Origin of the sequence: Lachnoclostridium sp. An138 (genome assembly GCF_002160765.1) — a bacterium.
In the GTDB taxonomy this organism is placed as follows: domain Bacteria; phylum Bacillota; class Clostridia; order Lachnospirales; family Lachnospiraceae; genus Laedolimicola; species Laedolimicola faecalis.
This window is the reverse complement of sequence record NZ_NFLF01000022.1, coordinates 1-25,785: the sequence shown is the minus strand read 5'-3', so window position 1 is coordinate 25,785 and position 25,785 is coordinate 1. Positions and strand designations below refer to the sequence as shown.

Here is a 25,785-nt window from a genome sequence, read left to right as displayed (position 1 = left end):
CCGGCAAGCTTAACCGAAGACCGCTCCCACCAGCAGACTGTACATGGGAATCGTAATCATGGACACCAGCGTGGTAAATACCACCACATTGCTTGCAAATGTATAGTCACAGTCATGCTGGGACGCGAGAAGCGCCGTGGTATTCGCCACAGGCATGGACACCAGCACTGTGACCACCTCTGCCACCAGCGTCTCCAGATTCAGCAGCCTGCAGACTGCCAGCACCAGCATGGGCTGAATCAGCAGCCGAAGCCCCGTAATCACAAACAGATCTCTGCAGAACATTTTCCGCAGATCCGTCTCTGCCATGATAAAGCCGATTACCAGCATGGTCAGGGGTGTCAGGCACTGGTTAAAACCAGATATGGTATTATAGAGGAAATCCGGCAGCTTTATGGGAAAGAACATCCACAGCACGCCCAGGATCGTAGCGAGCACACAGGGATGAGTCAGCGCCCGTCTTACTGTCTTCCGGAAGCTTCCTGCTCCTTCCTGAAAACATTCCAGGCCGACGCTCCACATAAACAGACGGACCGGAAGCAGAAAGACTGAGGCGTACACCAGCCCGGGAGCTCCGTAAAGCCCTTCTATGACCGGATTTCCCAGATAACCGCAGTTGGAAAACCGAAAAGCGTAGCGCATGACGCCCCGGCGGCTCTTTGGCATATTTCTCCAGAGGACCTTGCTCAGCAGATACCAGACAAGCTGAATCAGGAAGGCCATGGCCACTACCACCAGCATGGAGCGGAAGGCAGAAGCGTCCGCGTTGGAAAAAGCGTACAAAATATTGCTGGGAAGGACCAGATTGACCACAAGATTCGTCATGCTCCGGCGGCCTTCCGTGGTCACGATCTGTATTTTCCGGAGTCCCGCGCCAATCAGGATCATCAGAAACATCATCCCCTGCATGGTCAGCAGGCTTTTCATATCTACCATGTCCTCAACTCCTCTCCGCAGCCTCTTTGCAGGCGCAGAATGGCGGCAGGGATCTCCTCTGCCAGATCCCCCGGCAGCATGCCGTATTCCCCAAGCCTGTCGCGGCAGAGATCGCCGGCCAGGCCGTGAAGGTACACTGCCAGAGCGGCTGCCTTCAGAGGTTCCATTCCCTGGCCGAGGAAGGACAATGCCATGCCGCCCAGCACGTCGCCGCTTCCGCCCTTTGCCATTCCGTTATTTCCTGTCGTATTGATATAGGCCTTTCCCTCCGGCGAGGCCGTGACAGTCGCCGGGCCCTTCAGTACCAGAATACAGCCATACTTCTGCGCGAATCGGAGAGCCGCCATCTTCCGTCCTTCCGACAGATCGCCGCCCAGATAAGCGAATTCTCCCTCATGAGGCGTCAGGATAGTTGTCAGGCCTTTTTCATACCGCCGGCACAGAAGCTCCTTTCTGTCCTTTATGGCATACAGCCCGTCCGCGTCCAGCACAAGAGGCGTGGCCGTCTGCTCCAGCAGCTTGCAGACCAGCAGAGACAGCTCCTGGCTTCTTCCCAGTCCCGGCCCGATAAGTCCCGCATCGCAGGCGTTCAGACGCTCCAGGATCTGAAAGAAGGCTCCGGAAGAAACCTTTCCGTTCTGTTCCGGAAGGGGAGAAGGCATTACCTCCAGACAGGAAGCCGCCGTAATCGGATAGATGCTCTCAGGAACGCTTAAGAACACCAGACCGCTCCCGCAGCGGGCGGCTCCACGCGAGGCAAGCACCGGAGCTCCCGTAAAGCCTACGCTTCCGCCTGTAATAGAGACCTTCCCGAAAGTCCCCTTATGTCCGTCCTTCCGGCGTTTCGGAAGCAGGGCTCCGGCACAGGCCGCGTCACAGGCCTCAAAGACAGGATTCCGCTCCCTGCCCTTCTCCTGCTGCCCCCTCTCTTTCTGTCCCTCTTCTTCTGCTCCTTCGGCCGCTCCCGAAGACAGAACCTGTTCCACCGCGTCCTCCGGAATTCCGATATCACAGACCTTCAGCCTGCCTGTGTAATAAGCACCCTGTCCCTCATAATGGCCGAATTTGGGCAGAGTAAAAGTCACAGTCAGGGCCGCATGAAGGGCCGCGCCCAGAACCGCTCCCGTGTCGGTGCTGATGCCGCTGGCAATGTCCACCGCCAGCACCGGAATTCCAAGGGAATCCAGCCAAAGAAGGACCTCTCTCACATCCGGCCGCACTTCTCCCTTCAGGCCGATTCCAAGAAGGGCATCCAGGATCAGATCCGCAGAAGCGCACCAGGATTTCTGTTCCGAATTCTCTGCTTCCGCCTGCCAGTCCTCAAGCAAAAGCCCTGCTTCCCGGAGCCGCTCTTCCATCAGGCGCGTATCCGCTGTCAGCTTCTCACGGCTTCCCACCAAAAAAGCGCGGACCTTCATCCCTTTCTCTGCCAGAAAACGGGCCGCTGCCACGCCGTCGCCGCCGTTATTGCCCGGTCCGCAGAAGACAGCGATCCGAAAAGGCTCCCGCTTCTTTCCTTCCTTCAAAAACGCCAATGCTTCTTCCGCTGCATGGCGGGCTGCCCGTTCCATCAGAACAGGCGAAGGTATCTTCCGCTCTTCGATTGCCACCCGGTCTATCTCTTTCATCTGCGCCGCTGACGCAATTCTCATGCCGCCACTTCCTTTCCTTTTCCGGACGCTTTTACAAATCACCTTTTATGCCAAAAGAGACTGCACATGAAAAACCGGCCCTGTCCGTCCGGCTTTCCATGGCAGTCTGTGAAGAGCTCCGCAGACGGAACTCGTTATCCTGTCAGATTTTCGCAATATCAATCAGTGTCAGCGCTCTCGCGTCTGTATTCTCCAGACTGGTCACCAGAGCCTTTGCCGTATCAATAGCCGTCAGCACATTGACGCCTGTCTCGATGGCATTGCGCCGGATGATAAAGCCGTCATGGCTGTGCTCCACACCCTGGGAAGGCGTATCAATGACCAGATCGATCTTGTGGCCCAGAATCAGGTCCAGAATATTCGGAGACTCCTGCTCCAGCTTTCTGGTCAGGCGCACGGAAACATCTGCCTCCATCAGAGCCCTTGCCGTTCCCTTTGTGGCGTAAATCTGGTAGCCCAGAGCCTCAAAGCGCTTTGCGATCTCCACCGCCTCCGGCTTATCTTCATCCCGGACCGTGATGATCATATTCTTATACCTGGGCAGGCGGATTCCAGCGCCCAGGAACGCCTTGTAAAGGGCTTCATTGAAGGTCTTCGCGATGCCAAGACACTCTCCGGTGGATTTCATCTCCGGTCCCAGGCTGATATCCGCTCCCCGGATCTTCTCAAAGGAAAATACCGGCATCTTGATGGCATAGTAATCCGCTTCCGGCTGAAGTCCCGGCGTATAGCCAAGCTCCCGGATCTTGTGGCCCAGGATCACTCTCGTAGCCAGCGGAACAATGGGAATGCCCGTTACCTTGCTGATATAGGGCACGGTACGGCTGGATCGGGGATTTACCTCGATGACATACACCTCATCGCCCACCGCGATAAACTGAATATTGATCAGGCCGATAACATGAAGAGAACGGGCCAGTCTTCTGGTATACTCTTCGATGGTAGCCTTCACCTTGTCGCTGATGCTCTTTGCCGGATACACGGAAATGCTGTCTCCGGAATGGATACCGGCACGCTCGATATGCTCCATGATTCCCGGAATCAGGATATCCTCACCATCGCAGACCGCGTCCACCTCGATCTCCTTGCCCTGCAGATATTTGTCTACAAGGATCGGATGCTCCTGGGTAATCCGGTTGATGATGCCGATGAACTCTTCCACATCCTTGTCATTGATAGCAATCTGCATGCCCTGGCCGCCCAGCACATAGGAGGGGCGCACCAGAACCGGGTAGCCCAGCTCATTCGCCGCTTTCTTGGCTTCCTCCGCCGTAAATACCGTATGTCCCTTCGGACGCGGGATGCCGCACTGTTCCAGAATCTCGTCAAAAAGCTCCCTATCCTCGGCCGCGTCCACATTTTCCGCGGAGGTTCCCAGGATCGGTACTCCCATCTTCATCAGAGCCTCTGTCAGCTTGATGGCCGTCTGGCCGCCAAACTGAACCACCGCTCCGTCCGGTTTTTCAAGCCGTACCACATTCTCCACATCCTCGGGAGTCAGGGGCTCAAAATACAGCTTATCCGCAATATCAAAGTCCGTACTTACTGTCTCCGGATTGTTGTTGATAATAATAGTCTCATAGCCTTCCTTCGAGAAAGCCCAGGTACAGTGTACAGAACAGAAATCAAACTCGATACCCTGGCCGATCCGGATGGGGCCGCTGCCCAGTACCAGCACTTTCTTACGGCCGCTGCCGGTCTCCGCCTCATTCTCGCTTCCAAATACGGAATAATAGTAGGGCGTGCTGGCCGCAAATTCTGCCGCGCAGGTATCTACCATCTTATAGGCAGCCGTGATGCCGTTCGCGTACCGCAGATCCCGAATCTCTTCTTCTGCCTTTCCCGTAAGGCGGGCAATCACATTGTCCGGAAATTCCACCCGTTTTGCTTCCCTCAGAAGATCCACCGTCAGTTCCTGCGTTTTCAGGGCCTGCTCCATCTCCACAAGAATCGCGATCTTATCGATAAACCAGAGGTCAATTTTGGTGATCGCATGGATCTCCTCGTAGGAGATGCCTTTCCGGATGGCCTCGGCAATCACCCAGATACGGCGGTCATCCACCACCTTCAGCTGATTCAAAAGCTCTTCCCTGGAAAGGGCGGTAAAATCATAGGACATCAGACTGTCCACATGCTGCTCCAGAGAACGGATGGCTTTCATCAGAGCTCCCTCAAAGTTATCGCAGATGGCCATAACTTCTCCGGTAGCCTTCATCTGGGTAGTCAGGGTTCTCTTGGCGCTGATGAATTTATCAAAGGGCAGACGGGGCAGCTTCACGACGCAGTAGTCCAGCATGGGCTCAAAGCTGGCCATAGTCTGGCCGGTAATCGCGTTCGGAATCTCATCCAGCGTATAACCAAGGGCGATCTTCGCCGCCACCTTGGCAATGGGATATCCGGTGGCCTTGGATGCCAGAGCGGAGGAACGGCTTACACGGGGATTTACCTCGATGACGCAGTATTCAAAGCTTTCCGGATGAAGGGCATACTGCACATTGCAGCCTCCGGTGATATTCAGCTCGCTGATAATATTCAGCGCGGAGGTACGCAGCATCTGGTACTCCTTGTCGCCCAGGGTCTGGGAGGGAGCTACCACAATACTGTCGCCGGTATGTACGCCTACCGGATCGATATTTTCCATATTACATACGGTGATGCAGTTTCCTGCGCCGTCCCGCATTACCTCATACTCGATTTCCTTCCAGCCGGCGATACAGCGCTCCACAAGCACCTGTCCCACACGGGAAAGTCTCAGGCCGTTGGCCAGAATCTCTTCCAGCTCCTCCTGATTGTGGGCGATTCCGCCGCCGCTGCCGCCCAGGGTGTAGGCCGGACGCAGCACCACCGGATAGCCGATTTTGCTGGCAAAGGCAACGCCGTCCTCGACGCTTTCTACCACGAGGGATGCCGCCACCGGCTCGCCGATTTTCTCCATGGTGCTCTTAAATTCCAGACGGTCCTCTGCCTTTTTAATCGTCTCAGAGGTGGTGCCAATAAGCCGCACGCCGTGTTCCTTTAAGAAGCCGCACTCCTCCAGCTCCATCGCCAGATTGAGGCCCGCCTGGCCGCCCAGGGTCGGCAGCACGCTGTCCGGCTTTTCTTTCAGGATCAGCTGCTCCACCACCTCCACGGTCAGGGGCTCAATGTATACATGATCCGCGATGTCCTTATCGGTCATGATCGTGGCCGGGTTGGAATTGAGAAGAACCACCTCGATTCCCTCTTCTTTCAGGGAGCGGCAGGCCTGGGTGCCTGCATAGTCGAACTCCGCGGCCTGTCCGATGACGATAGGACCGCTTCCGATTACGAGAACTTTTTTAATAGAAGGATTCTTAGGCATTCTTCTTCACCTCCATGGTATGAATAAAACGGTCGAACAGATAGCTGGAGTCCTGGGGGCCAGGGCAGGCCTCCGGGTGAAACTGTACGGTAAAAATATGTTTGCCCGTATAGCGCAGCCCCTCGTTCGTCCGGTCGTTGACGTTTTCAAAGGCGGGCACGGCCACAGCCGGATCAAGGCTCTTTGTATCCACCGCGTAACCGTGGTTCTGAGAGGAAATGTAGACCCTGCCCGTCTCCAGGTCGCGCACCGGATGGTTGCCGCCCCGGTGGCCGTATTTCAGCTTATAGGTGTCGGCTCCGGTCGCCAGCGCCATCAGCTGGTGGCCCAGGCAGATAGCGAAAATCGGGATGTCCGTCTCGTAAAGCTTACGAATTTCCTCAATGATGGATCCGCACTCTTTTGGGTCTCCCGGGCCGTTCGACAGCATGATGCCGTCCGGGCGGCTTGCGATGATTTCCTCCGCTTTTGTATCCGCCGGGTAAATCGTCACCTCGCAGCCCCGCTCGTGCAAAGAACGGGCAATGTTCCGCTTGGCGCCCAGGTCCAGAAGGGCCACCTTAAATCCATCGTTCTCCAGCACCTTTTTCTCTCTGCAGGTCACCTTTTCCACCACCTTGCCTGTGGTATAGGCCTTAAGACGCGGCAGCACCTCATCGAGAGATTCATATTCCTTTGTGGTAATCATTCCGTTCATGGTGCCGCTCTCACGTAAGATTTTTGTCAGCGCACGGGTGTCGATGCCGGCAATTCCCGGAATCCCGTATTTCTCCAGGAAGTTCTGAATCGTATCCTGGCTTCGGAAGTTGCTGGGAAGCCGGGACAGCTCCCGGACGATATAACCGTCCGGCCAGGGCCGCTCCGATTCCATATCCTCATAGCAGATGCCATAATTCCCAATCAGCGGATACGTCATAGTCACAGCCTGTCCCGCGTAGGATGGGTCCGTCAGCACCTCCAGATAGCCCGTCATGGAGGTGTTGAACACGATCTCGCTTACCACCTCGCGCTGCGCTCCTATGCTGGTGCCTGTAAACACATGTCCGTCTTCCAGTATCAGAAAAGCTTTCATAATCCACCTGTTCCTTTCCTTGTCTCCCGGCGCTTCGTTTCGCTGCCATTCACTTTTGCCTTCCACAGCTGCCACAGCGTGAAAAATGTGAACGAAGCTCATAGTTAAAAATTTTCAAAAAAAAAGACAGATACTGCCTCTTTGCGCACGTGTAGCCATATATTCCTCTAAATCTGATTTATTATACTATAAGATTAGGGGGACTTCAAGGATTTTTTTTAGAATTGAAACCCAAATTGGTAACAGTTCCGCCATGTCATTCATAATTTGACGGATTTTACAGTATCGGCTGATATGAAATGTGTTTTGCCCTATTCGGCTAACGGACAGCGCCGGTATACAGGGGGCAATGCCCTCAGCAGAGCGGGAACGCTCCTGTCTGCTAAGGGTATCTATACTTTTCTATTCTCTACCTCACGAGAAACAGCTCCAGCACAAACACTGCCGCACAGGCCGCAGCCGCTACCTGAATCAGACTCTTTCCCCGATAAGCCAGAACCACTGCCACAAGCAAGGCCGCCGCGCCGGAAATCAGAGAATCCGTCGCCTCCAGAATCGCCGGAAAGGTCATCACCGCCAGCGTCACATAAGGCACATAAAACAGAAACGATTTCACCCAGGTATTTGTAATCTCTTTTTTCAGCAGCACCAGCGGAATCATGCGGATCAGATAAGTCACTGCCGCCATGACCGCGATATATCCAAAAACGCTATACATCGGTTTTTTCCTCCTTTACCGGGAACAGGAAGGCAGCCCCTCCCGCTATCAAAACAGTCAAAATGATAATCTTAAAACCGGAAGAAATGCCGCTCAGTACCGGAACAGCCGCAAAGAGCAGGCTTGCCGCCATGGATACAAGAATAATACCCATCAGGACCTTATTTTCCCTGGCCGGAGGCAGAATCACCGCCAGGAACATCCCATAAAGCGCCACGCTCAGGGCGCTTAAAAGCCTCTGGGGAAGCAGATTTCCCGACACAGCCCCCAGAAGCGTACCGATGGTCCAGCCAGGAACGGCAGCGCTGATAAGCCCATAGCTGTACCAGGGGCTCAAAGTTCCTTCCCGGCACACCGAGACGCCGAAAATCTCATCGGTGACGCCATACGCTATCAAAAACCTGTGGAAAAAAGGCATCTTCGGCGACAGCTTCTGGGACAGCGAACAGGACATCAGGCAATAGCGAAGGTTAATCACAAGCTGGGTCAGCGCCATTTCTGCAAAGGAAGCTTCCGCCTGCATGACGCCAAGGCCCGCAAACTGCCCCGCGCTGGTAAGGTTCGTAAAGGACAGCACCACAGCTTCCGCCACCGAAAGCCCCGCATCGCCTGCCATGATTCCAAAGGTGAAGGATACCGCCAGGTAGCCCAGGGCTATCGGTATTCCATCTACAATGCCTGAACGGAATTGTATGCTTCTGTCACTCATAGTTCTTCTCCCCTGTATCTGTGAAAATATACTTCCTGTGTTCCTCCGTATGCGGCGGAACGCAGGCTTTTCGATTCAGACTTATTTTGGCAGCGGCACGCCAGTGTCCGCACACCAACGCTATTATAAGTTTTTTTCCGAAATTAGGCAAGTAAAGATTCAAGAACTGCAAAAATCCCCAGCCATGCTTTCACTCCTTCCTAGAGAAAAAAGGAGGGCGTCCCTCCAGCCGTTTACAGCTTTCGGAACACCCTCCATCCGCGCATTGCGCAGAAAATGCGTGCCTATGCGTTGTATGTCGTTGCTACTGTATTTCCGCCGGCTCCCGTCCAGTTGGTGTGGAAGAACTCTCCTCTGGGCTTATCCACACGCTCGTAGGTATGAGCGCCGAAATAGTCTCTCTGGGCCTGCAGAAGATTTGCAGACAGTCTTGCGCTCCGGTATCCGTCGTAGTAGTTCAAAGCGGAGCAGATCGCAGGGGCCGGGATGCCGTTTTTCATCACCGCCGCACATACCTCCCTCCAGCCGTCCTGGGCTCTCTCCACTACACTGTGGAAAAAGTCGTCCAGAAGCAGATTCTCAAGATCTGGATTCTTGTCAAAGGCTTCCTTGATGTTTCCAAGGAATACGCTACGGATAATGCAGCCGCCTCTCCACATCAGCGCGATCTCGCCGTAATTTAATTCCCAGCCGTAAGCTTTGGCCGCCGCTCTCATAAGCGCGTAGCCCTGGGCATACGATACAATCTTTGCGGCATACAGGGCGTCATGGATACAGGAAATAAATTTCTCCCTGCCGCCTTCAAACACGGGCTTTGGCCCTTTGAGAATTTCAGAAGCGTGCACGCGCTCTTCTTTCATTGCAGACAGGCAGCGCGCAAAGACTGCCTCGCCGATCAGCGTCAGAGGCACGCCCTCATCCAGCGCCGCGATCCCTGTCCATTTTCCAGTCCCCTTCTGGCCCGCCGTATCCAGAATCAGATCTACCATCGGCGTACCATTTTCTTTATAAGCCAGAATATCGCGGGTAATCTCGATAAGATAGCTGTCAAGCTCTCCCTTGTTCCATTCTGCAAATACATCGTGCATCTCATCCGGCGTCATACCAAGATAATCCCGCATGATCTGGTACGCTTCGCAGATCAGCTGCATATCGCCATATTCGATGCCATTGTGCACCATCTTCACAAAATGGCCCGCTCCGTCGCCGCCGACCCACTCACAGCAAGGGGAACCGTCCTCGACCTTTGCGGCAATCGCCTGAAAGATCGGCCTGATATAAGGCCATGCTTCCCTGGAACCTCCTGGCATCAGGGACGGCCCTTTCAGCGCGCCTTCCTCTCCGCCGGAGACGCCGCATCCCACATACAAAAGCCCCTTACTCTCCACATATTTCGTCCTGCGGATCGTGTCAGGAAAATGGGAGTTGCCTCCGTCGATGATGATGTCGCCCGGCTCCAGAAGCGGAATCAGCTTCTCGATAAAATCATCCACCGCCTGACCCGCCTTCACCATCATCATAACCTTGCGGGGCTTTTCCAGCTGCCCTGCCAGCTCCTCCAGCGAATAAGCGCCCAGAATCTTCTTTCCTTTCGCACGGCCCTCCAGAAAATCTGTGACCTTCTGGGCCGTCCGGTTAAACACGCTTACCTGAAACCCTTTGCTCTCCATATTCATAACGAGATTCTCTCCCATCACGGCAAGTCCAATCAGGCCAATATCTGATTTCTTCATAGTCCCTTTCTCCTCTTTTAACGCAATATTTTTTCCAGTCCCGCCAAAAATGCTGTCGTTTTTTCTATGTTTTCCTCTGAAAGCTCCGCTTCCAAAAGCTGCTTCTTCCCCAAAAAGAAGCCATCCTTTTCCGGTCTCCCGGCAGCCACATACAGATCTGCGCCTTCAAATCCTTCCAGCTTCCAGTCCGGCTTTGACCGAATATCCAGCGCTTCCAGCCCGTTTTCCGCGCAAAGCTTAAGAAGCCCCGGAAGCCCTGCCTCATTCTGTGTTCCTGAATCATACAGAAGGTACAGCTGTTCCCGCGCTCCGACACAGGAAAGGTGTACGACTATCTGATCGCGTCTCTTCCTGCCCTTTAACACTCTGGCACCCAGGCCAGCCCCGCAGCCATCATCTGTCAGAACAAACGCCAGCCGCTTATTCCTTCTTTCCTGCTCCGCCAGCCGGTACAGCGCCAGCAAAGAGGATGTATTGCGGATGACATTCCTCTTTCCCGGAATACCTTTGCGGCATTTGTACATCAGCGCCAGAAGAACGAACAAAACCGCGACGTTCAGCACCCCGGCTCTGCTGAGTCTCCCTGCTTCGTCAAACAAAGAAGCGGATGCCTTCCAGAAAAACAGCGCTCCGGCCGCCAGGATCAAAAGCATCGGTACAATGACAGCATACATCCGTTCGTTTCTGCGGCAGCTGACGCTGAAAAAGCGATAAGCGCCAGGCGTCAGACTGACCGGCGGCGTATCATAGTACGCCTCTGCAATCACCCTGGCTTTACCTAGATCCCCTATGTAGAGATTTACATTTTTCAGGTTTTTCTCCGTCGTCTCTTTTGCTTCCGTACGCCATCCAAGTTCTTCCAAATCCTGTGTAAATCCCAGCAGAAATTTAAGCTTCTGTCTTCTTGTATAGCGCTTTCCGGCCACAAACCCATAGCGCAGAATCAAATCCCTAGTTTCCACTTTCCAAGATTCCTCGTATCACTTCCATGCCTTCTTTAAAATCATGCACTGACGTATAGACAGGCGGAAGCTCTTTCTTCATCTTTACACTGGTGTCAGGCACATGGATGACGCGAAGCCCCGCGTTCAGCGCGGCCAGGACGCCATTATAGGAGTCCTCAAAGACGATGCACTCCTCCCTGGAAACGCGGCATTTTTCCAGTGTCTTTAGATATGGATCCGGACTTGGTTTCGGATGCTCTACCTCGTCCCCCCAGGTCACGCAGTCCAGCTTATCCCGAAACTTGAAATACTCAAGAAGGATATTTCCCCGATCTGAAAATGTAGAAGAAGCCACAGCCGTGCGGATTCCCCGCCGCTTTAAAAAATCCAGGATTTCGCTGGCATAAGGTTTTTCATAGATATTCCCCCGTTCCAAAAGGACATAAAAATAATCCTCCCGGATCTGGCGCAGCTCCATAGCCAGCTCCCTGCTGCCTACGATTCCTGTGACGATGTCGTTGATCTCGTTTTTTCCGGTACCTGCCCAGGAAATCAGTTCCTCCGAAGCAATCGGAATTCCCTTTACCTCAAAGGCATGGGCCCATGCCTGGATATATGCCTGCTCTGTGTCGATCAGGCAGCCATCCATATCAAAGATTACCGTCGATAGCTTTGCAGAACCGCTCATTTTCCGCTTTCCTCTCTGCTAAAATATTCCAGCACATGGGACGCCGCCATCTCTGTCATCTTATCGACGGCCCCTCTGGTAGAAGCGGCGCAGTGGGAGCCTAAGATCACATTGTCAAGCTCCAGAAGCGGCGATTCAGACGCCGGCTCGCATTCAAACGCATCGATGCCCGCGCCGTAGATCCTGCCCTCTTTCAACGCCTCATAGAGATCCTTCTCGTCGATAATACCGCCTCTGGCTGTGTTAATCAGGATCAGGTTCTTCTTCGCCGTGGACAGAAGTTTTTTGTCTATCAGGTGCTCCGTCTCTTTTAAAAGGGGCAGGTGTACGGAGATAAAGTCACATTCCCTGAAAATCTCTTCCACATCTGTAAATTTCACATGGTTTTCTTTCAGGAACGCCTCGTCGCGGAACACATCGTATCCATAGATCTCCATGTCAAAACCCCGCGCGCGCCTTACCACGCCCTTTCCGATGGCTCCCAGTCCCAGCACGCCCAGTTTCTTTCCATAGACATCCAGGCTCTCCTTTTTCGACCAGTCGCCCACACGGCAGCCTTTGTCAATCTCCACCATGCGGCGTGCCAGCCCAAGCATCAGGGCAAAAGCAAAATCTGCCACAGCAGCGCTGTTCGCCCCACGGGTAATCTCCACCGTGATCCCATGCTCCTTACAGTAATCCAGATCGATATTGTCCGTGCCTACTCCATATTTGGAAATCATTTTCAGCTTCTTCGCACAGGAGAGCACATCCGCGTTCATTGGGTCTACGCCCACGATGACCGCGTCCGCATCCTCCACCGCCGCCTTCATCTCTTCCTCCGTATAGATAGAGCCGTCTGCTTTTCTTATAATCTCAAATCCGCCCTCTTCCAGACGCCGGAACGCCTCGTCACTGTTTTTTCCAAAGGATCTTGGTGTAATCAATACCTTCATTTTGTCATATGCCTCCTATCATCCAAGTTCCTGCAGCATTTCCTTGATTCCGTCCTTTGCCTCTGCCATGACAGCCTCATACAGCTCATCTACAGACTCAAAGCTGTCCCGCATACTGGCTGCGGTAATCACCATCGGCAGATTCACTCCCGTCAAAAGCCGTACCGGAATGTGATTCTCCTGGAAATACGACATATTGTATGCGGAAGCGTTATAGGGCGATGCTCCATAGAGATCCACCATAATCAGCGTCCCCTGTCCTTCGTTCGTATCCACGACAGCATTTTTGACGCTCTCTTTGAATTCATCAAAATCCGCGCCTTCATACAGACCCACGGTCTTAAGCTTCTCCTGTTCTCCCAGAATCAGATTCAGCGCCGTGACAATGCCCTTTGCCATATCCCCATGTGTGACAATCGTTAAACCTATCATCTGCTCTTGTCCTTTCCCTGTCCTGTCAGCCTAAAATTTTTTCAGAGCATCCGCAAGCTCGATTCTTTTCGCGGAAGGAATAGTCTGGAAATAAATATCCTGGATTCCCAGCTCGTCGTGCATTTCCTGAAGCTGCTTCGCATCCTCGGCTTTGATACATACCGCGCTTAAAACCGCCACCGTATTTGGCTTCTTGGCGATGCCGCCCAGGTTCACCTCTTTCATCTTCACTCCGGCCTTCGCAAGTTGATACATGGCGTCGATGGTCTTAGTCAAAAGGATACATTTGTAGTTTTCAAACTGGCTTTCCTCCCAGTATTTTACCGCGTCTGCCAGCGTGTAGATCTGAACCTTCAGTCCTGTTCTGGAGCCTGCGCTCAGAAAAATATTTTTCATAAAAGCATCATTGGCTACCATGTCGTCTACGATGAAGATAGAATTCGCCCCGGATTTCTTGGAAAGATTCGTCATCACCTGACCGTGGATCAGCCTCTCGTCTACTCTTGCCAAACATACCTCGCCCATTTTTTTCCTCCTCTAATTTGCTTTTTCACTGTTTTTATGCAAAAGATGCCTCCGGCTGCCGCCCAGGCAGCCGAAGAACGATTCATATTTTAGTTACAGGATGCCGACCGCGCCCAGAATACCAAGGATCACAGTCAGTCCGATCAGAGCCTTTGTCACGTTCATGCCCTTCTTTACAAAGTATCCGTATACGCCGAATACCGTCAGAATCGGCAGCAGACCTGGGAATACCGTATCCAGCGTATCCTGGATGACGAATTCCTTTCCGGAAATCGTAAACGCGAGACTCGAAGTCACCTTTACATAGTTCGCCGCCAGAACGCCCATCATAAACAGACCAAGGATCGAAAGCACGTTGATCAGGTTCTGCATGGTGTTGCTGGTCAGAAGCTCGGAAGCTCTGCGTCCCATGGAAAAGCCCTGGCTTGCAAAGAAATAGCCAATCAGCAGCTGATACAAAGAGAATGCGATGAAGGGGAACAGCGCACCTACAGCCTGTCCGGCCTGTGCCCACGGAATCGCAATCGCAATGAATATGTACTGAATCGTACCGGAGTCAATGGAATCTCCGATTCCTGCCAGAGCGCCCATCAGACCCGCTTTCGTATTGTAAATCAGATCGTCCGTGATGGTGATTTCCTCGCCCCGGTAGACCTGTCCGGCCCTCTCTTGCTCCAGGGAAGCCATTAGACCGGAGATGATACCGCCGCCCCAGGAGATCTGGGTGTTGAAGAACAGAAGGTGGCGCTCATAAGCGGCTGCCAGCTCGCTCTTATCCTTGTACAGCTTCTTCAAAACCGGCATCAGACACCACATCAAACTGGGCGCGATATAGCGGTCAAAGGTGTGGGGGATCTCATTCGCAAAATAAAATCTCAGCCACATGATCCAAATATCTTTTTTTGTCAACTGCTCCGGAGCCAGATCCAGAGACTTCTCCTGATATTCACTCATCTTCTTTCCCTCCTTTTATTCGGTCTTGCTGTTCTGCGCGAGCACAAAGATCACCGCGATTACCGTTCCGATAATGGCGTAAGTAATCATCGGAATACTCAGGGTTTTCAGCATAACGCACAGGAAGTAAGCAAGCAGGAAGAATACAATGTATTCTTTTCTTCCGATTACATACACGGTCACGGCGATACCGATTGCCGCAAGGCCGTTTCCGATGACAGAAAGAACATGGAATACCAGCGTACCTGCCGCGGCGTTTACGATCGAAGCGATCACAGGAGACCCAAAATAGAGCGCCACAAACATCAGCGGGGTAAACAGAAGGAACGCGATAATAATCGGCATTCCAATGATGCAGAAGGTCAGCTTCGCCCCGTTAGCCTCCGCCGCATACTTGTCCGTCGCCTTCAAAACCAGCGTGTTCAGGAAGAAACGGAACTGATACAGATAGCTTCCCAGCAATCCTACCGGAACCGCGATGGCAATGGAAGCCTCCGCGTCCAGATTTCCAAGCAGGGCAACCGGAACAGCCACGGCAGCCGCAATCGCCGGCTCTGAGGGCATCTGTCCGCCTGGGGAAAATACGCCCATATAAATCAGCTGAATCGCCGCTACCACGATCATAGCGTTCGCTACGTCGCCCATCACAATACCACATACCAAACCAGTCATCATCGGGGTGAAGCGCAAAGTCGTCGTCGCTCCGCCCAGAAAGCTTCTTGACATGACCGCGCCGATCCAGAGCGCAATAATCAAGGCCTGCCATACTGATAATGTCTCCATACAAAATCCCTCTCTTCTTATTTTCTAATTTCGTTCAGTCTGGCCGCAAACGCAGCCGCGGTTTCTCTGACGCTTTCTGCACCTTCTGTCTGGTACCGTTTCGTCAGGGCGCTTCCGACTCCCACGGCACAGGCGCCGCTTTTGATCCATTCATCCATGTTGTCGATGGATACGCCGCCAGAGGGCATCATCTGCGCATAGGGCATCGGTCCGTGCACGTCCTTGATAAATGCAGGTCCCAGGACGCCGCCCGGAAAGATCTTGAGAATCTCCGCTCCGTGCTCCAAAGCCGTCTGCACTTCCGTCACAGAACCGCAGCCCGGAAGGTAAGGCACCGCGTACCTGTTGCATGTCTGTGCGATATCGGCAGAAAAATGCGGACTTACGATGAAAGCCGCCCCGTTCATAATCGCAATTCTGGCTGTCACTGCATCCATCACTGTTCCTGCCCCGACCACCATATCCGTACCTGCGAAATCACTGCTCAGCCGGCGGATCACACGTTCTGCTCCGGGTGTGGAAAAGGTTACTTCAATGTTTTTGATGCCGCCTTCAAATACACTTTTGCAGATCTCATAACCGCTGTCTTCGCTTCCGGCCCGGATCACCGCAAAAATGAAATTCTCTTTGAGCCGCATGATTGTTTCACTTTTACCCATACCATATCACACCTCCTTTCGTAATTATCAAATACTACTCCATTTTACCCCCCCCCCGGTATATTTTTGGCAAGTGTTTTTTCACATTTTCCTGTTATTTTTTCGTTCTTTTTTGTTGGATTTTAACAATATTCTTGTTCTATTTGTGAAATTACATCACAAAAAAGCTCTGCAACCGTCATTCTTCGATTACAGAGCTTTTCTTCTGAATTTTTATGAAAATACACCGCGCGGCCTGCGCATCGTCAGACCGCTTCTTCCTTACTGTGGTTTGTAAATTTTACGCCAGGCCGTCTCCTTGCTGCGGCTCATAAATTTTCACATCAAAGGACTTCTCAATGATCCGACGGCCCTCCTGCACGCTTCCGATAGCTCCCATAGCCACAAACTGCACGATGCTGTTGCCCAGGACAGAGCCCTCGGTAGGGCCTGCGATCACCCGTTTTCCAGTGGCCTTTGCGGTCAGCTCACAGAGCAGCTCATCCTGGATGCCGCCGCCCACCATATTGATGCAGGATACAGTCTTGCCCGTGATCTCCTCCATGTACTGGATGGATTTGCGGTACTCGTCTGTCAGACCATTGTAAATCGCCATCGCCAGCTCGCCAAGCCCTTCGGGCCTGCCCTGACCCGTCTCCTCACAGTAAGCCTCGATCTCCTTCATCATATTCAGCGGGGCGGTAAAGCGCGGATCTTTGACCTTGATCGTGAAATCCTTCCGCTTCGCTGCCCTGGCTTCGCGGATGATGTCCGGGAAAGACACCTCCCCTTCCAGTTCGCACCAGTTGCGGCGCAGATTCTGCATGATCCACAGGCCGTTGATATTTTTCAGGAACTGAATCTTTCCGTCGATACTTCCTTCGTTGGTATAATTGTACTTATAGGAGGCTTCGTTCAGCACCGGCTCGTCAAGCACCATGCCAAGCAGCGACCAGGTGCCGCAGCTTAAGAAGGCCGCGTCGTCCGACTCCAGGGGCGCGCCCGCCACCGCAGAGGCCGTATCGTGGCTTCCCACCGCGATCACCTTCACGTCATGAAGTCCCGTTTCTTCTTCCACCTCCGGCAGCAGGCTGCCGATCACCGTGCCCGGCATCACGATATCACCGAACATTTCCTTATTCAGCCCCAGCTTCTCAATCAAATCAAAATCCCATTCCCGCTTTCTGGCGTCCAGAAGCTGCGAGGTACTGGCAAAGGTATATTCCGTATACATGATGCCCGTCAGGAAATAGCCAAAAAGCTCCGGCATAAAGAGCAGCCGTTTCGCGTTGTCCAGAATCACCGGACGCATCTTCTTTTCCGCCCACAGCTGGAAAATCGTATTGAAATACATAAACTCGATGCCAGTCCGGTCGTAAAGCTCCTCCAGCGGAATGATTTTGGCGATCTCGTCGATGACGCCGTCCGTCCTGGAATCCCGGTAATTTACAGGCGTACCGATCAGATTGCCGTCCTTATCAAAAAGACCGTAATCTACGCCCCAGGTATCGACCGCCAGACTCTGAATCGGTACTTTTTTGGCGGCGGCTTTTTTAAGCCCCTGCTTCATCTCATGGTACAGGCCGAACAGATCCCAGTAAATATGTCCCCCGATCCGCACTTCATGATTGGGAAAACGGTGCAGCTCCTCCAGCTCCAGTTTCCCGTTCTCCAGCTTGCAGAGCACCATGCGCCCGCTGGACGCCCCAAAGTCAAATGCCAGATTGTATACAGTCTCTCCCATAATCCTTCCCCTTTCTATCTCCAAGCCCCGGCCGCGCAAAAGGGAACCTTTCCCACTGCCCGGACTTTTTTTCCTGTCTTTATTTCTGATCCTGCTCCTGCGCTTCCGGCGTCACCAGCTGGACGCCCCGCTCCTGGAGGTAATTCTGCCAATCCTCCGACGGCAGCCGGTCCGTCACCAGAATGTCTCCCTGTTTCAGCCTCATGGATTTCACAAAGGAAACCTTGTCGAACTTGCTGCTGTCCACCGCCAGAATCGCAGTGTCCGCACAGGCGTACATGACATTTTTAATATCGCTGTCCAGCTCATTGGAATCTGTGATGCCGTCCTTCATGTCGATTCCCTTGCAGGAAAATACCGCCTTATCCACGTGATAACCGTTCAGCACCTTCTGAGCCGCGTTTCCCACCAGGGAAAGGGAGGTCTCGTTTAGATTGCCGCCTGTAGAAATCACCTGAATCCCGTCGTGGCCCGCCAGTTCAATCAGCACCTCCACGGAGTTGGTAATCACCGTGAGCTTTTCCATCTCTTTGAGCTCCTTGGCAATCATCAGAGAGGTGGAGGACGCGTCTAGCATGATGCGGTCGCCTTCTTCAATCAGATCCTTTACCAGACCCGCGATGATCTGCTTTTCTCCCCGGTTCGTCTTTTCCCGGATCCGAAGGGGCATATCCAGATCTTTTCTCTTATTGAGCACCGCCCCGCCATAGGTCCGCTTTACGAAGCCTTCCTTCTCGAGCTTCTCCAGATCCCTGCGGATCGTCTCGTCCGTCACCTCGTAACGCTTGCTCAGCTCGGAAACCAGAACCCGCTGTTCCTTCTGCAGAATTGCAAGAATCTCGTTTTTCCGTTCAATAGCCAGCATCCTTTTCCCTCCTGTTCTGCACCCTGTCTCATGTTTTCACCATTCACAGCTGCACCCGCCATACGCAGCCGTTGCGAATCGGCTGTACATGACAGTCTGACGTTTTTTATATTATATCATGTTCCGATTGGCTTTTATAGGCATTTTTCTTGGTTTTTGGGTGAAAATTTTATGAAATCAACATAAACGGCTAAATAATTCCGCTGAAAACGGAGGGGAAAGCGTAATGCAGGAAGGCCCTGGAATCCGAAAACGAATCCCAGGGCCTTCCCTTGGTTTATCTTATCACTGTCCGGTAAAACCGGAAGTCAAGAAGCTCTTACTCTTCTACCTTGGCCGGCATATACAGATCCCCAAGCTTCTTCAGGTACTCGTAACGAGCCTTTGCGGAAGCCTCGGACTGAGCGAACAGCTTCGCTGCTCTCTCCGGATTTGCACGCTTCAGGGAGTTGTAACGAACCTCGCCGTCCAGGAACTCCTGGTAGTCTCCCGTGGGCTCCTTGCTGTCCAGCGTGAACGCACTCTTGCCCTCTGCCGGAGCAGCCGGGTTGAAGCGGAAGCAATGCCAGTATCCAGCCTTTACAGCCAGCTCTTCCTCGGTCTGAGCCTTGCTCATGCCCTTCTTGATGCCGTGGTTGATACACGGAGCGTAAGCGATGATCAGAGAGGGTCCCGGATAAGCCTCAGCCTCTGCGATGGCCTTTACGCACTGGTTGTAGTCAGCGCCCATAGCGATCTGAGCAACGTATACATAGCCGTAGCTCATGGCGATGGAAGCCAGGTCTTTCTTCTTCACATCCTTGCCGCCTGCAGCAAACTGTGCAACCGCGCCGGTCGGAGTAGCCTTGGAGGACTGTCCGCCTGTGTTGGAGTAAACCTCGGTATCGAATACCATTACGTTTACATCCTGTCCGCTTGCCAGAACATGGTCTACACCGCCGAATCCGATATCATATGCCCAGCCGTCGCCGCCGAAGATCCACTGAGACTTCTTAGCCAGGAAGTCCTTATCCTTCAGGATATCCTTTGCCTCGTCACAGCCGCATGCCTCAAGAGCAGCTACCAGCTTATCTGTAGCAGCGCCGTTGGTTGCTCCTACATTGTAGGTATCCAGCCATTCCTGAGCTGCTGCCTTTACATCATCATTTGCCTTCTCCATCAGAGCCTCAACCTTGGACTTCAGTCCGCCTCTTACGGCGCGCTGAGCCAGGCTCATGCCGTAACCGAACTCTGCGGCGTCCTCAAACAGGGAGTTGGACCATGCAGGACCATGTCCCTTCTGATTTACCGTGTACGGTGTGGACGGTGAAGAGTTACCCCAGATAGATGAGCATCCTGTTGCGTTTGCAATATACATTCTGTCTCCGAAGAGCTGAGTGATCAGCTTCGCGTACGGAGTCTCGCCGCAGCCTGCGCATGCGCCGGAGAACTCAAGCAGCGGAGTCTTGAACTGGCTTCCCTTTACAGTAGCCTCTTTGAACTTCGCAATGACATCTGCCTTCTCCGGAAGTGTAACGGCATAGTCGAAGTACTTCTGCTCGCCCTGGTTTGCTTCCATGTTCTCCATAGCCAGAGCCTTTGCGCCCTTCTTGCCCGGGCAGACATTTGCACAGGAGCCGCATCCGGTACAGTCAAGAGCAGAGATAGCGATAGAGAACTTGTAATCTGCCATTCCGGTCATCGGAAGCATCTTCATTCCTTCGGGAGCTGCAGCGGCTTCCGCCTCTGTCAGAGCCACCGGACGGATGACTGCGTGCGGGCAGACATAGGAGCAGCGGTTACACTGGATACAGTTCTCCGGATTCCAGATCGGGATATCCACTGCGATACCGCGCTTCTCGTAAGCGGAGGAACCGCTGGGAGTCGTGCCGTCCACATAATCCTTGAACGCAGATACCGGAAGAGTATTTCCTTCCTGAGCGTTTACCTTTGCCTGTACGTTGTTTACAAAATCTACAACGTCCTTGCGCGCGCCTTCTGCATGTGTGAAGTCAAGTCCCTCGTCAGCCGCATTCTTCCAGCTCTCCGGAACAGTAACCTCTACTACCTGCTTTGCGCCTGCGTCGATAGCGTCGTAGTTCATCTGAACGATGGCATCGCCCTTTCTTCCGTAGGTAGCCTTTGCGGCAGCCTTCATCAGCGTAATAGCCTGCTCCTCCGGAATGATGTTCGCCAGCTTGAAGAACGCAGACTGAAGAACCGTATTGATACGTCCGCCAAGTCCGATCTCCTTACCGATCTTGATACCGTCGATCACGTAGAATTTAATGTTATGGTTCGCGATGAAGCTCTTTACCTGGCCCGGCAGATGCTTCTCCAGTCCTTCCATATCCCAGGGGCAGTTCAGCAGGAAGGTTCCGCCGTCTACCAGCTCCTGTACCATGTTGTACTTGCGTACATAGGACGGATTGTGGCATGCTACGAAGTTTGCCTTGTGGATCAGGTATGTAGACTTAATCGGGCTCTTTCCGAAACGAAGGTGGGACATGGTCACACCGCCGGACTTCTTGGAGTCATAATCGAAGTAAGCCTGAGCATACATGTCAGTGTTGTCACCGATGATCTTGATGGAGTTCTTGTTCGCGCCTACCGTACCGTCTGCGCCAAGTCCCCAGAACTTGCAGTTGATAGTTCCTTCCGGAGTCGTAACGATGGGAGCGCCTACTTCCAGAGAAAGTCCGGTCACATCATCCACGATACCGATGGTGAACTTCTCCTTGCTGTCGTTGTGGTATACAGCAACGATCTGAGCAGGAGTGGTGTCCTTGGAACCAAGGCCGTAACGTCCGGTGTATACCGGTGTGTCATGGAACTTCGTTCCCTTCAGAGCTGCTACTACATCCAGGTACAGCGGCTCTCCGAGAGCTCCCGGCTCCTTGGTTCTGTCAAGAACTGTAATCTTCTTTACAGTCTCCGGAATCGCAGCTACCAGAGCCTCAGCGCTGAACGGACGGTACAGACGTACCTTTACAACGCCGACCTTCTCGCCTGCTGCCAGCAGGTAGTCGATAGTCTCCTCGATGGTGTCGCAGACAGAACCCATAGCAACGATTACATGCTCTGCGTCCTCTGCTCCGTAATAGTTGAACAGCTTGTAGTTTGTACCAATCTTAGCGTTAACCTTGTCCATGTACTCCTGTACGATAGCGGGCATTGCATCGTAGTAGGGGTTGCATGCCTCTCTTGCCTGGAAGAAGATATCCGGGTTCTGAGCGGAACCTCTCTCGCAGGGATGCTCCGGATTCAGCGCGTTTCTACGGAATGCGTCGATGGCATCCATGTCTACCAGGTCCTTCAGATCTTCATAATCCCAGGTCTCGATCTTCTGAATCTCATGGGAGGTACGGAATCCGTCGAAGAAGTTGATAAACGGAATCTTTCCCTTGATTGCTGCGCAGTGAGCAACCGGAGTCAGGTCCATAACCTCCTGTACGCTGGACTCGCAGAGCATAGCAGCTCCAGTCTGGCGACATGCGTACACGTCGGAGTGATCTCCGAAAATAGAAAGTGCATGGCTTGCAAGAGCACGGGCAGATACATTGAATACACCCGGAAGCTGCTCGCCGGCAACCTTATACAGGTTCGGAATCATCAGCAGCAGACCCTGGGATGCAGTAAATGTAGTCGTCAGAGCACCTGCTGCCAGCGCGCCGTGTACGGCACCTGCTGCACCAGCCTCAGACTGCATCTCGGTTACCTGTACGGTCTGTCCGAAGATGTTCTTTCTTCCCTGTGTGGCCCACTCATCTGTGGCTTCCGCCATTACGGATGAAGGGGTAATCGGATAGATAGCTGCAACGTCGGAGTACGCATAGGATACATGCGCCGCTGCATGGTTTCCATCCATGGTCTTCATTTTTCTAGCCATTTGTTTTTCCTCCTTATTTTTACCTTCGGTTTACAAGAGCATACACCCTTCGCACCGCGGAAAATCCCGCTCCCGGAAACGTGTGTGGCCTTGTAAACGGAAGGCAGCCCTGGCAAGGCGTTTATGATATCTTCATACATAGTTGATTGTAACATATTGACTGATGATTGTCCATTTTATTGTTGTATTTTTTGGGGAACATGCATATACCAGTTCAGCCATGCGGAAGAATTTGTGCAGAACATCCGTGGGAGCTTGCTCACTAAGGATGGACTGTGCAAATTCTTACATAGGGGGGACGCCCCTGAGCCGGCGGAAGCCCTGCTTTTCTGGCTTCTGCCGGCTGCATGGCTGAACGTCACTGTGGCCCCGGAGCAAGGCAGAAAGGCTGATTCGTCCCGCTTGCGGGTAAGAAGCTGTCTTTCTGCCTTGCTTACGAGGTGAAACCTCGTAACCGCCCCACATAAGCAGTCTTAGCCCCGCAGGGGCGGAACTGGAGCGCGCCAAGCGCGACGAGTGCGCATGTGGGGCGGCGGGTGGAAATCTGCAACCTGCAGAAAGCACAAAAAGACATACCTTAAGTCCTTTCAACTCTCAGAATGTCTTTTTCCCTTTTTCATTTATTATTTGTATCTTTACGAATATTCCACTATTCCGACAGATAGATCCGTAATAGCTCTATTATCTTCTTCCGCTTCTTTTCGTCACATTTTTTCAGATGAAACAGAATACAGCGAAAATCCTCCGGTAATTCGTGCTCATCTTCCTTTCCAAAAAGCAGATAGTCCAGCGACAAGCCCAGGCATCCCGCAATTTCTATCATCGTTTCCAGAGACATTCCGCAGTACCCGCGTTCTATATCCCCATAATACTTTTCTGCCTTTCCGATTTGAACCGCCATCTCCTTTCGGGAAAGATTTATCCTTTCCCGGCGGTTCCGGATTCGTTCTCCTGCCTCGCTTCTGTTATAAAGCTGTTCCTTCTGGTTCATGTCCGTTCTCCTTTTGCTTTCTGTCCACTGTCAAACGGATAGTAACATTTTGTCCCGTTTTTCCCGATATGCAGCGAGGCCCGGCAGCCGCTGGGGCGCCAGACCTCGTCCTTTTCCTGCGCTTTGTTTCGCGCCTTATCTGAACAATCTCAAAATAAAATCATCATGTTGCAGATTCAGTTCTCTTCCAGTGTTCTGAAAGTTTATCTTACTCTTCTGCGGGCGATGAAGACATAGCCTGCTGCGCCGCACACAGCTGCAAGTGCTACGGCTGTAATGCCGGCGACAGGAATCGTACTTTCACCATATCCGGTCTTCGGCAGGATCTTGGAAGAATTATCTGCCGGAGCATCAGACTTGGAGGCGCTGCTTCCGCTTCCACTGCCAGAAGAACCATTTGAATTGCCCGAATCGGAACCGCCGTTACCAGGGGTTGAAGGCTGATCGGTGCCGGGATTTGCCGGTTCTTCCGTTCCCGGAACTGACGGCTCTTCTATCGCCTTATCTTTGTAAACCGGATAAAAGGCAAAGTCACCAACATATCCTTCCAGTTCTCCCTTGTCAAGATCATTGTAGCAGAACGCCTGACCCGGATACAGCTTTACTGTTTCATCTACATCTGATACCCAGTAATCCAGTTCTTTTGTTTCATCTGCCACTGTAACAGAAGGAACTATACGTGTTGCGGTCTTATCATCACTGAAGAAGGTATAATGTACTTCGTCCGGATTATCCGGATTCTCATTCCAAATATCTGTCTCACCCTTGCGGAAAATAGCTGTCTTGCTTACTACATCCTCAGCAATCTTTTCTATGATGATTTCATATTCTCCACCGGCCACAAACTCAATATCTCCAGTAACCGCCTGACGATATCCTTCCGGTACATACTGATCCAGCACAGAACGGTTTACGATGCCAAGAGGAACAAAATAATCTCCTCCGGCAATGAAATTACCATCACGATCTATAAAACGGATATTTACAATCGCTGTATCTTTTTCAATCAAAATCTCATAATGCTGTCCATAGATGAATTCAATATCTCCGGTTACAACCTGGCGATATCCTTCCGGCACATACTGATTCAGTATACTACGATTATGAATACCTGTAGGAACCGTATAATCTCCTCCGGCAACTACTTCTTTGCTCTCACGGTCAATAAACTGAATATTTACAACTGATGTAGCCTCATCGAGAACAATATCATAATGCCCGCCTGCTGTAAAGTTAATGTCACCAGTTTCAGCCTGGGTATATCCATCCGGCACGTAACGATCCAGCACATTCCGGTTCTGTATTCCTTCCGGAACAAAGTAATCTCCTCCAGCAATCACATTACCATAACGGTCAATAAAGCTGATATTAACAATTACTTCATCGCTGATCTTCTCAACTGTTACGTCCTCTTTTCCACCTTCTGTTACTGTAAAGTCTCCAGACTCAACCATCTGATAGCCAACGGGCACATACTGCTCCAGAATGGAATAGTTCTGAATACCTTCCGGCAGGAAATAATCTCCTCCGCTGACAAAAGTACCGTCAGCAGTTACAAAGCGGATGTTCATGATAACATCTTTTTCAACCTTCTCTACACTGATGTCCAGATGCGCACCTGCTTCAGCCATAAAATCACCGGATACTGTCATTCTGTAGCCTTCCGGCACATACTGCTCTAATACAGAATAGTTCTGCACTCCTGCAGGTACAAAGTAGTCGCCTCCGCCGACAACCTCTTCGCCGTCTTTGAAGCTGATATTCATGATAATATCTTCAACAATCTTTTCAACGCGAACTTCGATGCTATCTCCTTCTTTAACAAAGAAGTCACCACCTACGGCCAGCTTGTATCCTTCCGGCACATACTGATTCAGGACAGAATAATTCTGTACTCCTTCCGGCAGGAAGTAGTCCCCGCCTCCAGCCACTTTACCATCAGCTGTAACGAACTGGACGTTCATAATGACAGTATTTACAGGCTCTGAAGGTTCTTCACATGGACGCACTTCAACCCAGATCCAGCCGTCATTGATTGCTATATCGCCAGTAGAAACTATCTCATAGCCTTTCGGTACATCTGTCAGGGCGCTGGTATTCACATTAGTTGCAGTTCCTGCTACTGTTACCTTGCCTTCTCCTGCCTGCTTGTTATTCTCGATATCCCAATAGTTTACACCGATCTCTTTCTCTGCAACAGGCTTCACTTCTACATAAATCCAGCCGTCACTGATTGCTATATCGCCAGTAGAAACTAT

The 25,785-nt window shown here is 52.3% G+C and carries 20 protein-coding genes; all 20 read right to left on the bottom strand.

All coding sequences use genetic code 11. The annotated features are described in order from the left end of the window. Positions 1-9: 9 nt before the first annotated feature. Complete coding sequence (locus B5E82_RS14845; protein WP_087308329.1) at positions 10-936, bottom strand: AEC family transporter; 927 nt, start codon at positions 934-936, stop codon at positions 10-12. Beyond that, positions 930-2,588, bottom strand: a complete 1,659-nt coding sequence (locus tag B5E82_RS14840; protein WP_087308328.1) for an NAD(P)H-hydrate dehydratase — start codon at positions 2,586-2,588, stop codon at positions 930-932. The genes B5E82_RS14845 and B5E82_RS14840 overlap by 7 nt, the downstream gene beginning before the upstream one ends. A gap of 142 nt (positions 2,589-2,730) precedes the next feature. Further along, positions 2,731-5,928 (bottom strand): carbamoyl-phosphate synthase large subunit, encoded by a 3,198-nt coding sequence (gene carB / locus B5E82_RS14835; RefSeq protein ID WP_087308327.1) that lies wholly within the window; start codon positions 5,926-5,928, stop codon positions 2,731-2,733. Then, complete coding sequence (locus tag B5E82_RS14830; RefSeq protein ID WP_087308356.1) at positions 5,921-7,000, bottom strand: carbamoyl phosphate synthase small subunit; 1,080 nt, start codon at positions 6,998-7,000, stop codon at positions 5,921-5,923. Before B5E82_RS14830 ends, carB begins: the two co-directional genes overlap by 8 nt. 409 nt (positions 7,001-7,409) lie before the next feature. Continuing rightward, a complete protein-coding gene (locus tag B5E82_RS14825) occupies positions 7,410-7,718 on the bottom strand; it encodes an AzlD domain-containing protein (protein WP_087308326.1) in 309 nt (102 codons plus the stop codon). Beyond that, complete coding sequence (locus B5E82_RS14820) at positions 7,711-8,427, bottom strand: AzlC family ABC transporter permease (RefSeq protein WP_087308325.1); 717 nt, start codon at positions 8,425-8,427, stop codon at positions 7,711-7,713. The genes B5E82_RS14825 and B5E82_RS14820 overlap by 8 nt, the downstream gene beginning before the upstream one ends. A 284-nt stretch (positions 8,428-8,711) precedes the next feature. Next, a complete protein-coding gene (gene gnd, locus B5E82_RS14815; RefSeq protein ID WP_087308324.1) occupies positions 8,712-10,160 on the bottom strand; it encodes a decarboxylating NADP(+)-dependent phosphogluconate dehydrogenase in 1,449 nt (482 codons plus the stop codon). A gap of 17 nt (positions 10,161-10,177) precedes the next feature. Then, complete coding sequence (locus tag B5E82_RS14810) at positions 10,178-11,122, bottom strand: hypothetical protein (RefSeq protein WP_140393159.1); 945 nt, start codon at positions 11,120-11,122, stop codon at positions 10,178-10,180. Then, positions 11,112-11,792, bottom strand: coding sequence for an HAD family hydrolase (locus tag B5E82_RS14805; protein WP_087308322.1), 681 nt, complete (start codon positions 11,790-11,792; stop codon positions 11,112-11,114). Before B5E82_RS14805 ends, B5E82_RS14810 begins: the two co-directional genes overlap by 11 nt. Next, positions 11,789-12,727, bottom strand: a complete 939-nt coding sequence (locus B5E82_RS14800; RefSeq protein WP_087308321.1) for a phosphoglycerate dehydrogenase — start codon at positions 12,725-12,727, stop codon at positions 11,789-11,791. Before B5E82_RS14800 ends, B5E82_RS14805 begins: the two co-directional genes overlap by 4 nt. Before the next feature lie 18 nt (positions 12,728-12,745). After that, entirely contained in the window at positions 12,746-13,159 is a 414-nt protein-coding gene (locus B5E82_RS14795) for a PTS sugar transporter subunit IIA (protein WP_087308320.1), read from the bottom strand. A 30-nt stretch (positions 13,160-13,189) separates the two neighbouring features. Next, positions 13,190-13,684, bottom strand: a complete 495-nt coding sequence (locus B5E82_RS14790) for a PTS system mannose/fructose/N-acetylgalactosamine-transporter subunit IIB (protein WP_087308319.1) — start codon at positions 13,682-13,684, stop codon at positions 13,190-13,192. 93 nt (positions 13,685-13,777) lie between these two features. After that, complete coding sequence (locus tag B5E82_RS14785; RefSeq protein ID WP_087308318.1) at positions 13,778-14,638, bottom strand: PTS system mannose/fructose/sorbose family transporter subunit IID; 861 nt, start codon at positions 14,636-14,638, stop codon at positions 13,778-13,780. A gap of 15 nt (positions 14,639-14,653) precedes the next feature. Next, on the bottom strand, positions 14,654-15,421 hold the full coding sequence (locus B5E82_RS14780) for a PTS mannose/fructose/sorbose/N-acetylgalactosamine transporter subunit IIC (protein ID WP_087308317.1): 768 nt from the start codon (positions 15,419-15,421) through the stop codon (positions 14,654-14,656). A 17-nt stretch (positions 15,422-15,438) separates the two neighbouring features. Continuing rightward, positions 15,439-16,080, bottom strand: coding sequence for a bifunctional 2-keto-4-hydroxyglutarate aldolase/2-keto-3-deoxy-6-phosphogluconate aldolase (locus B5E82_RS14775; protein WP_087308316.1), 642 nt, complete (start codon positions 16,078-16,080; stop codon positions 15,439-15,441). Positions 16,081-16,360: 280 nt separating this feature from the next. Then, positions 16,361-17,803 (bottom strand): rhamnulokinase, encoded by a 1,443-nt coding sequence (locus tag B5E82_RS14770; protein WP_087308315.1) that lies wholly within the window; start codon positions 17,801-17,803, stop codon positions 16,361-16,363. Between the two features lie 79 nt (positions 17,804-17,882). Beyond that, positions 17,883-18,668 carry a DeoR/GlpR family DNA-binding transcription regulator gene (locus tag B5E82_RS14765; protein WP_087308314.1) on the bottom strand — a complete coding sequence of 262 codons (786 nt, stop codon included), beginning with the start codon at positions 18,666-18,668 and terminating at the stop codon, positions 17,883-17,885. A 319-nt stretch (positions 18,669-18,987) separates the two neighbouring features. Then, the gene (nifJ, locus tag B5E82_RS14760; RefSeq protein WP_087308313.1) at positions 18,988-22,536 is read right to left on the bottom strand and encodes a pyruvate:ferredoxin (flavodoxin) oxidoreductase; all 3,549 of its coding nucleotides are present in this window, start codon (positions 22,534-22,536) and stop codon (positions 18,988-18,990) included. Positions 22,537-23,185: 649 nt separating this feature from the next. Beyond that, on the bottom strand, positions 23,186-23,527 hold the full coding sequence (locus tag B5E82_RS14755; RefSeq protein WP_087308312.1) for a helix-turn-helix domain-containing protein: 342 nt from the start codon (positions 23,525-23,527) through the stop codon (positions 23,186-23,188). Between the two features lie 203 nt (positions 23,528-23,730). Continuing rightward, a partial coding sequence (locus tag B5E82_RS18150) for a hypothetical protein (protein WP_206415722.1) occupies positions 23,731-25,785 on the bottom strand: 2,055 nt, incomplete at its 5' end.

Excerpts from the sequence above, each read along its gene's own strand:
- B5E82_RS14845 (WP_087308329.1), bottom strand. The coding sequence starts at position 936 with ATGGTAGATATGAAAAGCCTGCTGACCATGCAGGGGATGATGTTTCTG.
- B5E82_RS14840 (WP_087308328.1), bottom strand. The coding sequence starts at position 2,588 with ATGAGAATTGCGTCAGCGGCGCAGATGAAAGAGATAGACCGGGTGGCA.
- carB (WP_087308327.1), bottom strand. The coding sequence starts at position 5,928 with ATGCCTAAGAATCCTTCTATTAAAAAAGTTCTCGTAATCGGAAGCGGT.
- B5E82_RS14830 (WP_087308356.1), bottom strand. The coding sequence starts at position 7,000 with ATGAAAGCTTTTCTGATACTGGAAGACGGACATGTGTTTACAGGCACC.
- B5E82_RS14825 (WP_087308326.1), bottom strand. The coding sequence starts at position 7,718 with ATGTATAGCGTTTTTGGATATATCGCGGTCATGGCGGCAGTGACTTAT.
- B5E82_RS14820 (WP_087308325.1), bottom strand. The coding sequence starts at position 8,427 with ATGAGTGACAGAAGCATACAATTCCGTTCAGGCATTGTAGATGGAATA.
- gnd (WP_087308324.1), bottom strand. The coding sequence starts at position 10,160 with ATGAAGAAATCAGATATTGGCCTGATTGGACTTGCCGTGATGGGAGAG.
- B5E82_RS14805 (WP_087308322.1), bottom strand. The coding sequence starts at position 11,792 with ATGAGCGGTTCTGCAAAGCTATCGACGGTAATCTTTGATATGGATGGC.
- B5E82_RS14800 (WP_087308321.1), bottom strand. The coding sequence starts at position 12,727 with ATGAAGGTATTGATTACACCAAGATCCTTTGGAAAAAACAGTGACGAG.
- B5E82_RS14795 (WP_087308320.1), bottom strand. The coding sequence starts at position 13,159 with ATGATAGGTTTAACGATTGTCACACATGGGGATATGGCAAAGGGCATT.
- B5E82_RS14790 (WP_087308319.1), bottom strand. The coding sequence starts at position 13,684 with ATGGGCGAGGTATGTTTGGCAAGAGTAGACGAGAGGCTGATCCACGGT.
- B5E82_RS14785 (WP_087308318.1), bottom strand. The coding sequence starts at position 14,638 with ATGAGTGAATATCAGGAGAAGTCTCTGGATCTGGCTCCGGAGCAGTTG.
- B5E82_RS14780 (WP_087308317.1), bottom strand. The coding sequence starts at position 15,421 with ATGGAGACATTATCAGTATGGCAGGCCTTGATTATTGCGCTCTGGATC.
- B5E82_RS14775 (WP_087308316.1), bottom strand. The coding sequence starts at position 16,080 with ATGGGTAAAAGTGAAACAATCATGCGGCTCAAAGAGAATTTCATTTTT.
- B5E82_RS14770 (WP_087308315.1), bottom strand. The coding sequence starts at position 17,803 with ATGGGAGAGACTGTATACAATCTGGCATTTGACTTTGGGGCGTCCAGC.
- B5E82_RS14765 (WP_087308314.1), bottom strand. The coding sequence starts at position 18,668 with ATGCTGGCTATTGAACGGAAAAACGAGATTCTTGCAATTCTGCAGAAG.
- nifJ (WP_087308313.1), bottom strand. The coding sequence starts at position 22,536 with ATGGCTAGAAAAATGAAGACCATGGATGGAAACCATGCAGCGGCGCAT.
- B5E82_RS14755 (WP_087308312.1), bottom strand. The coding sequence starts at position 23,527 with ATGAACCAGAAGGAACAGCTTTATAACAGAAGCGAGGCAGGAGAACGA.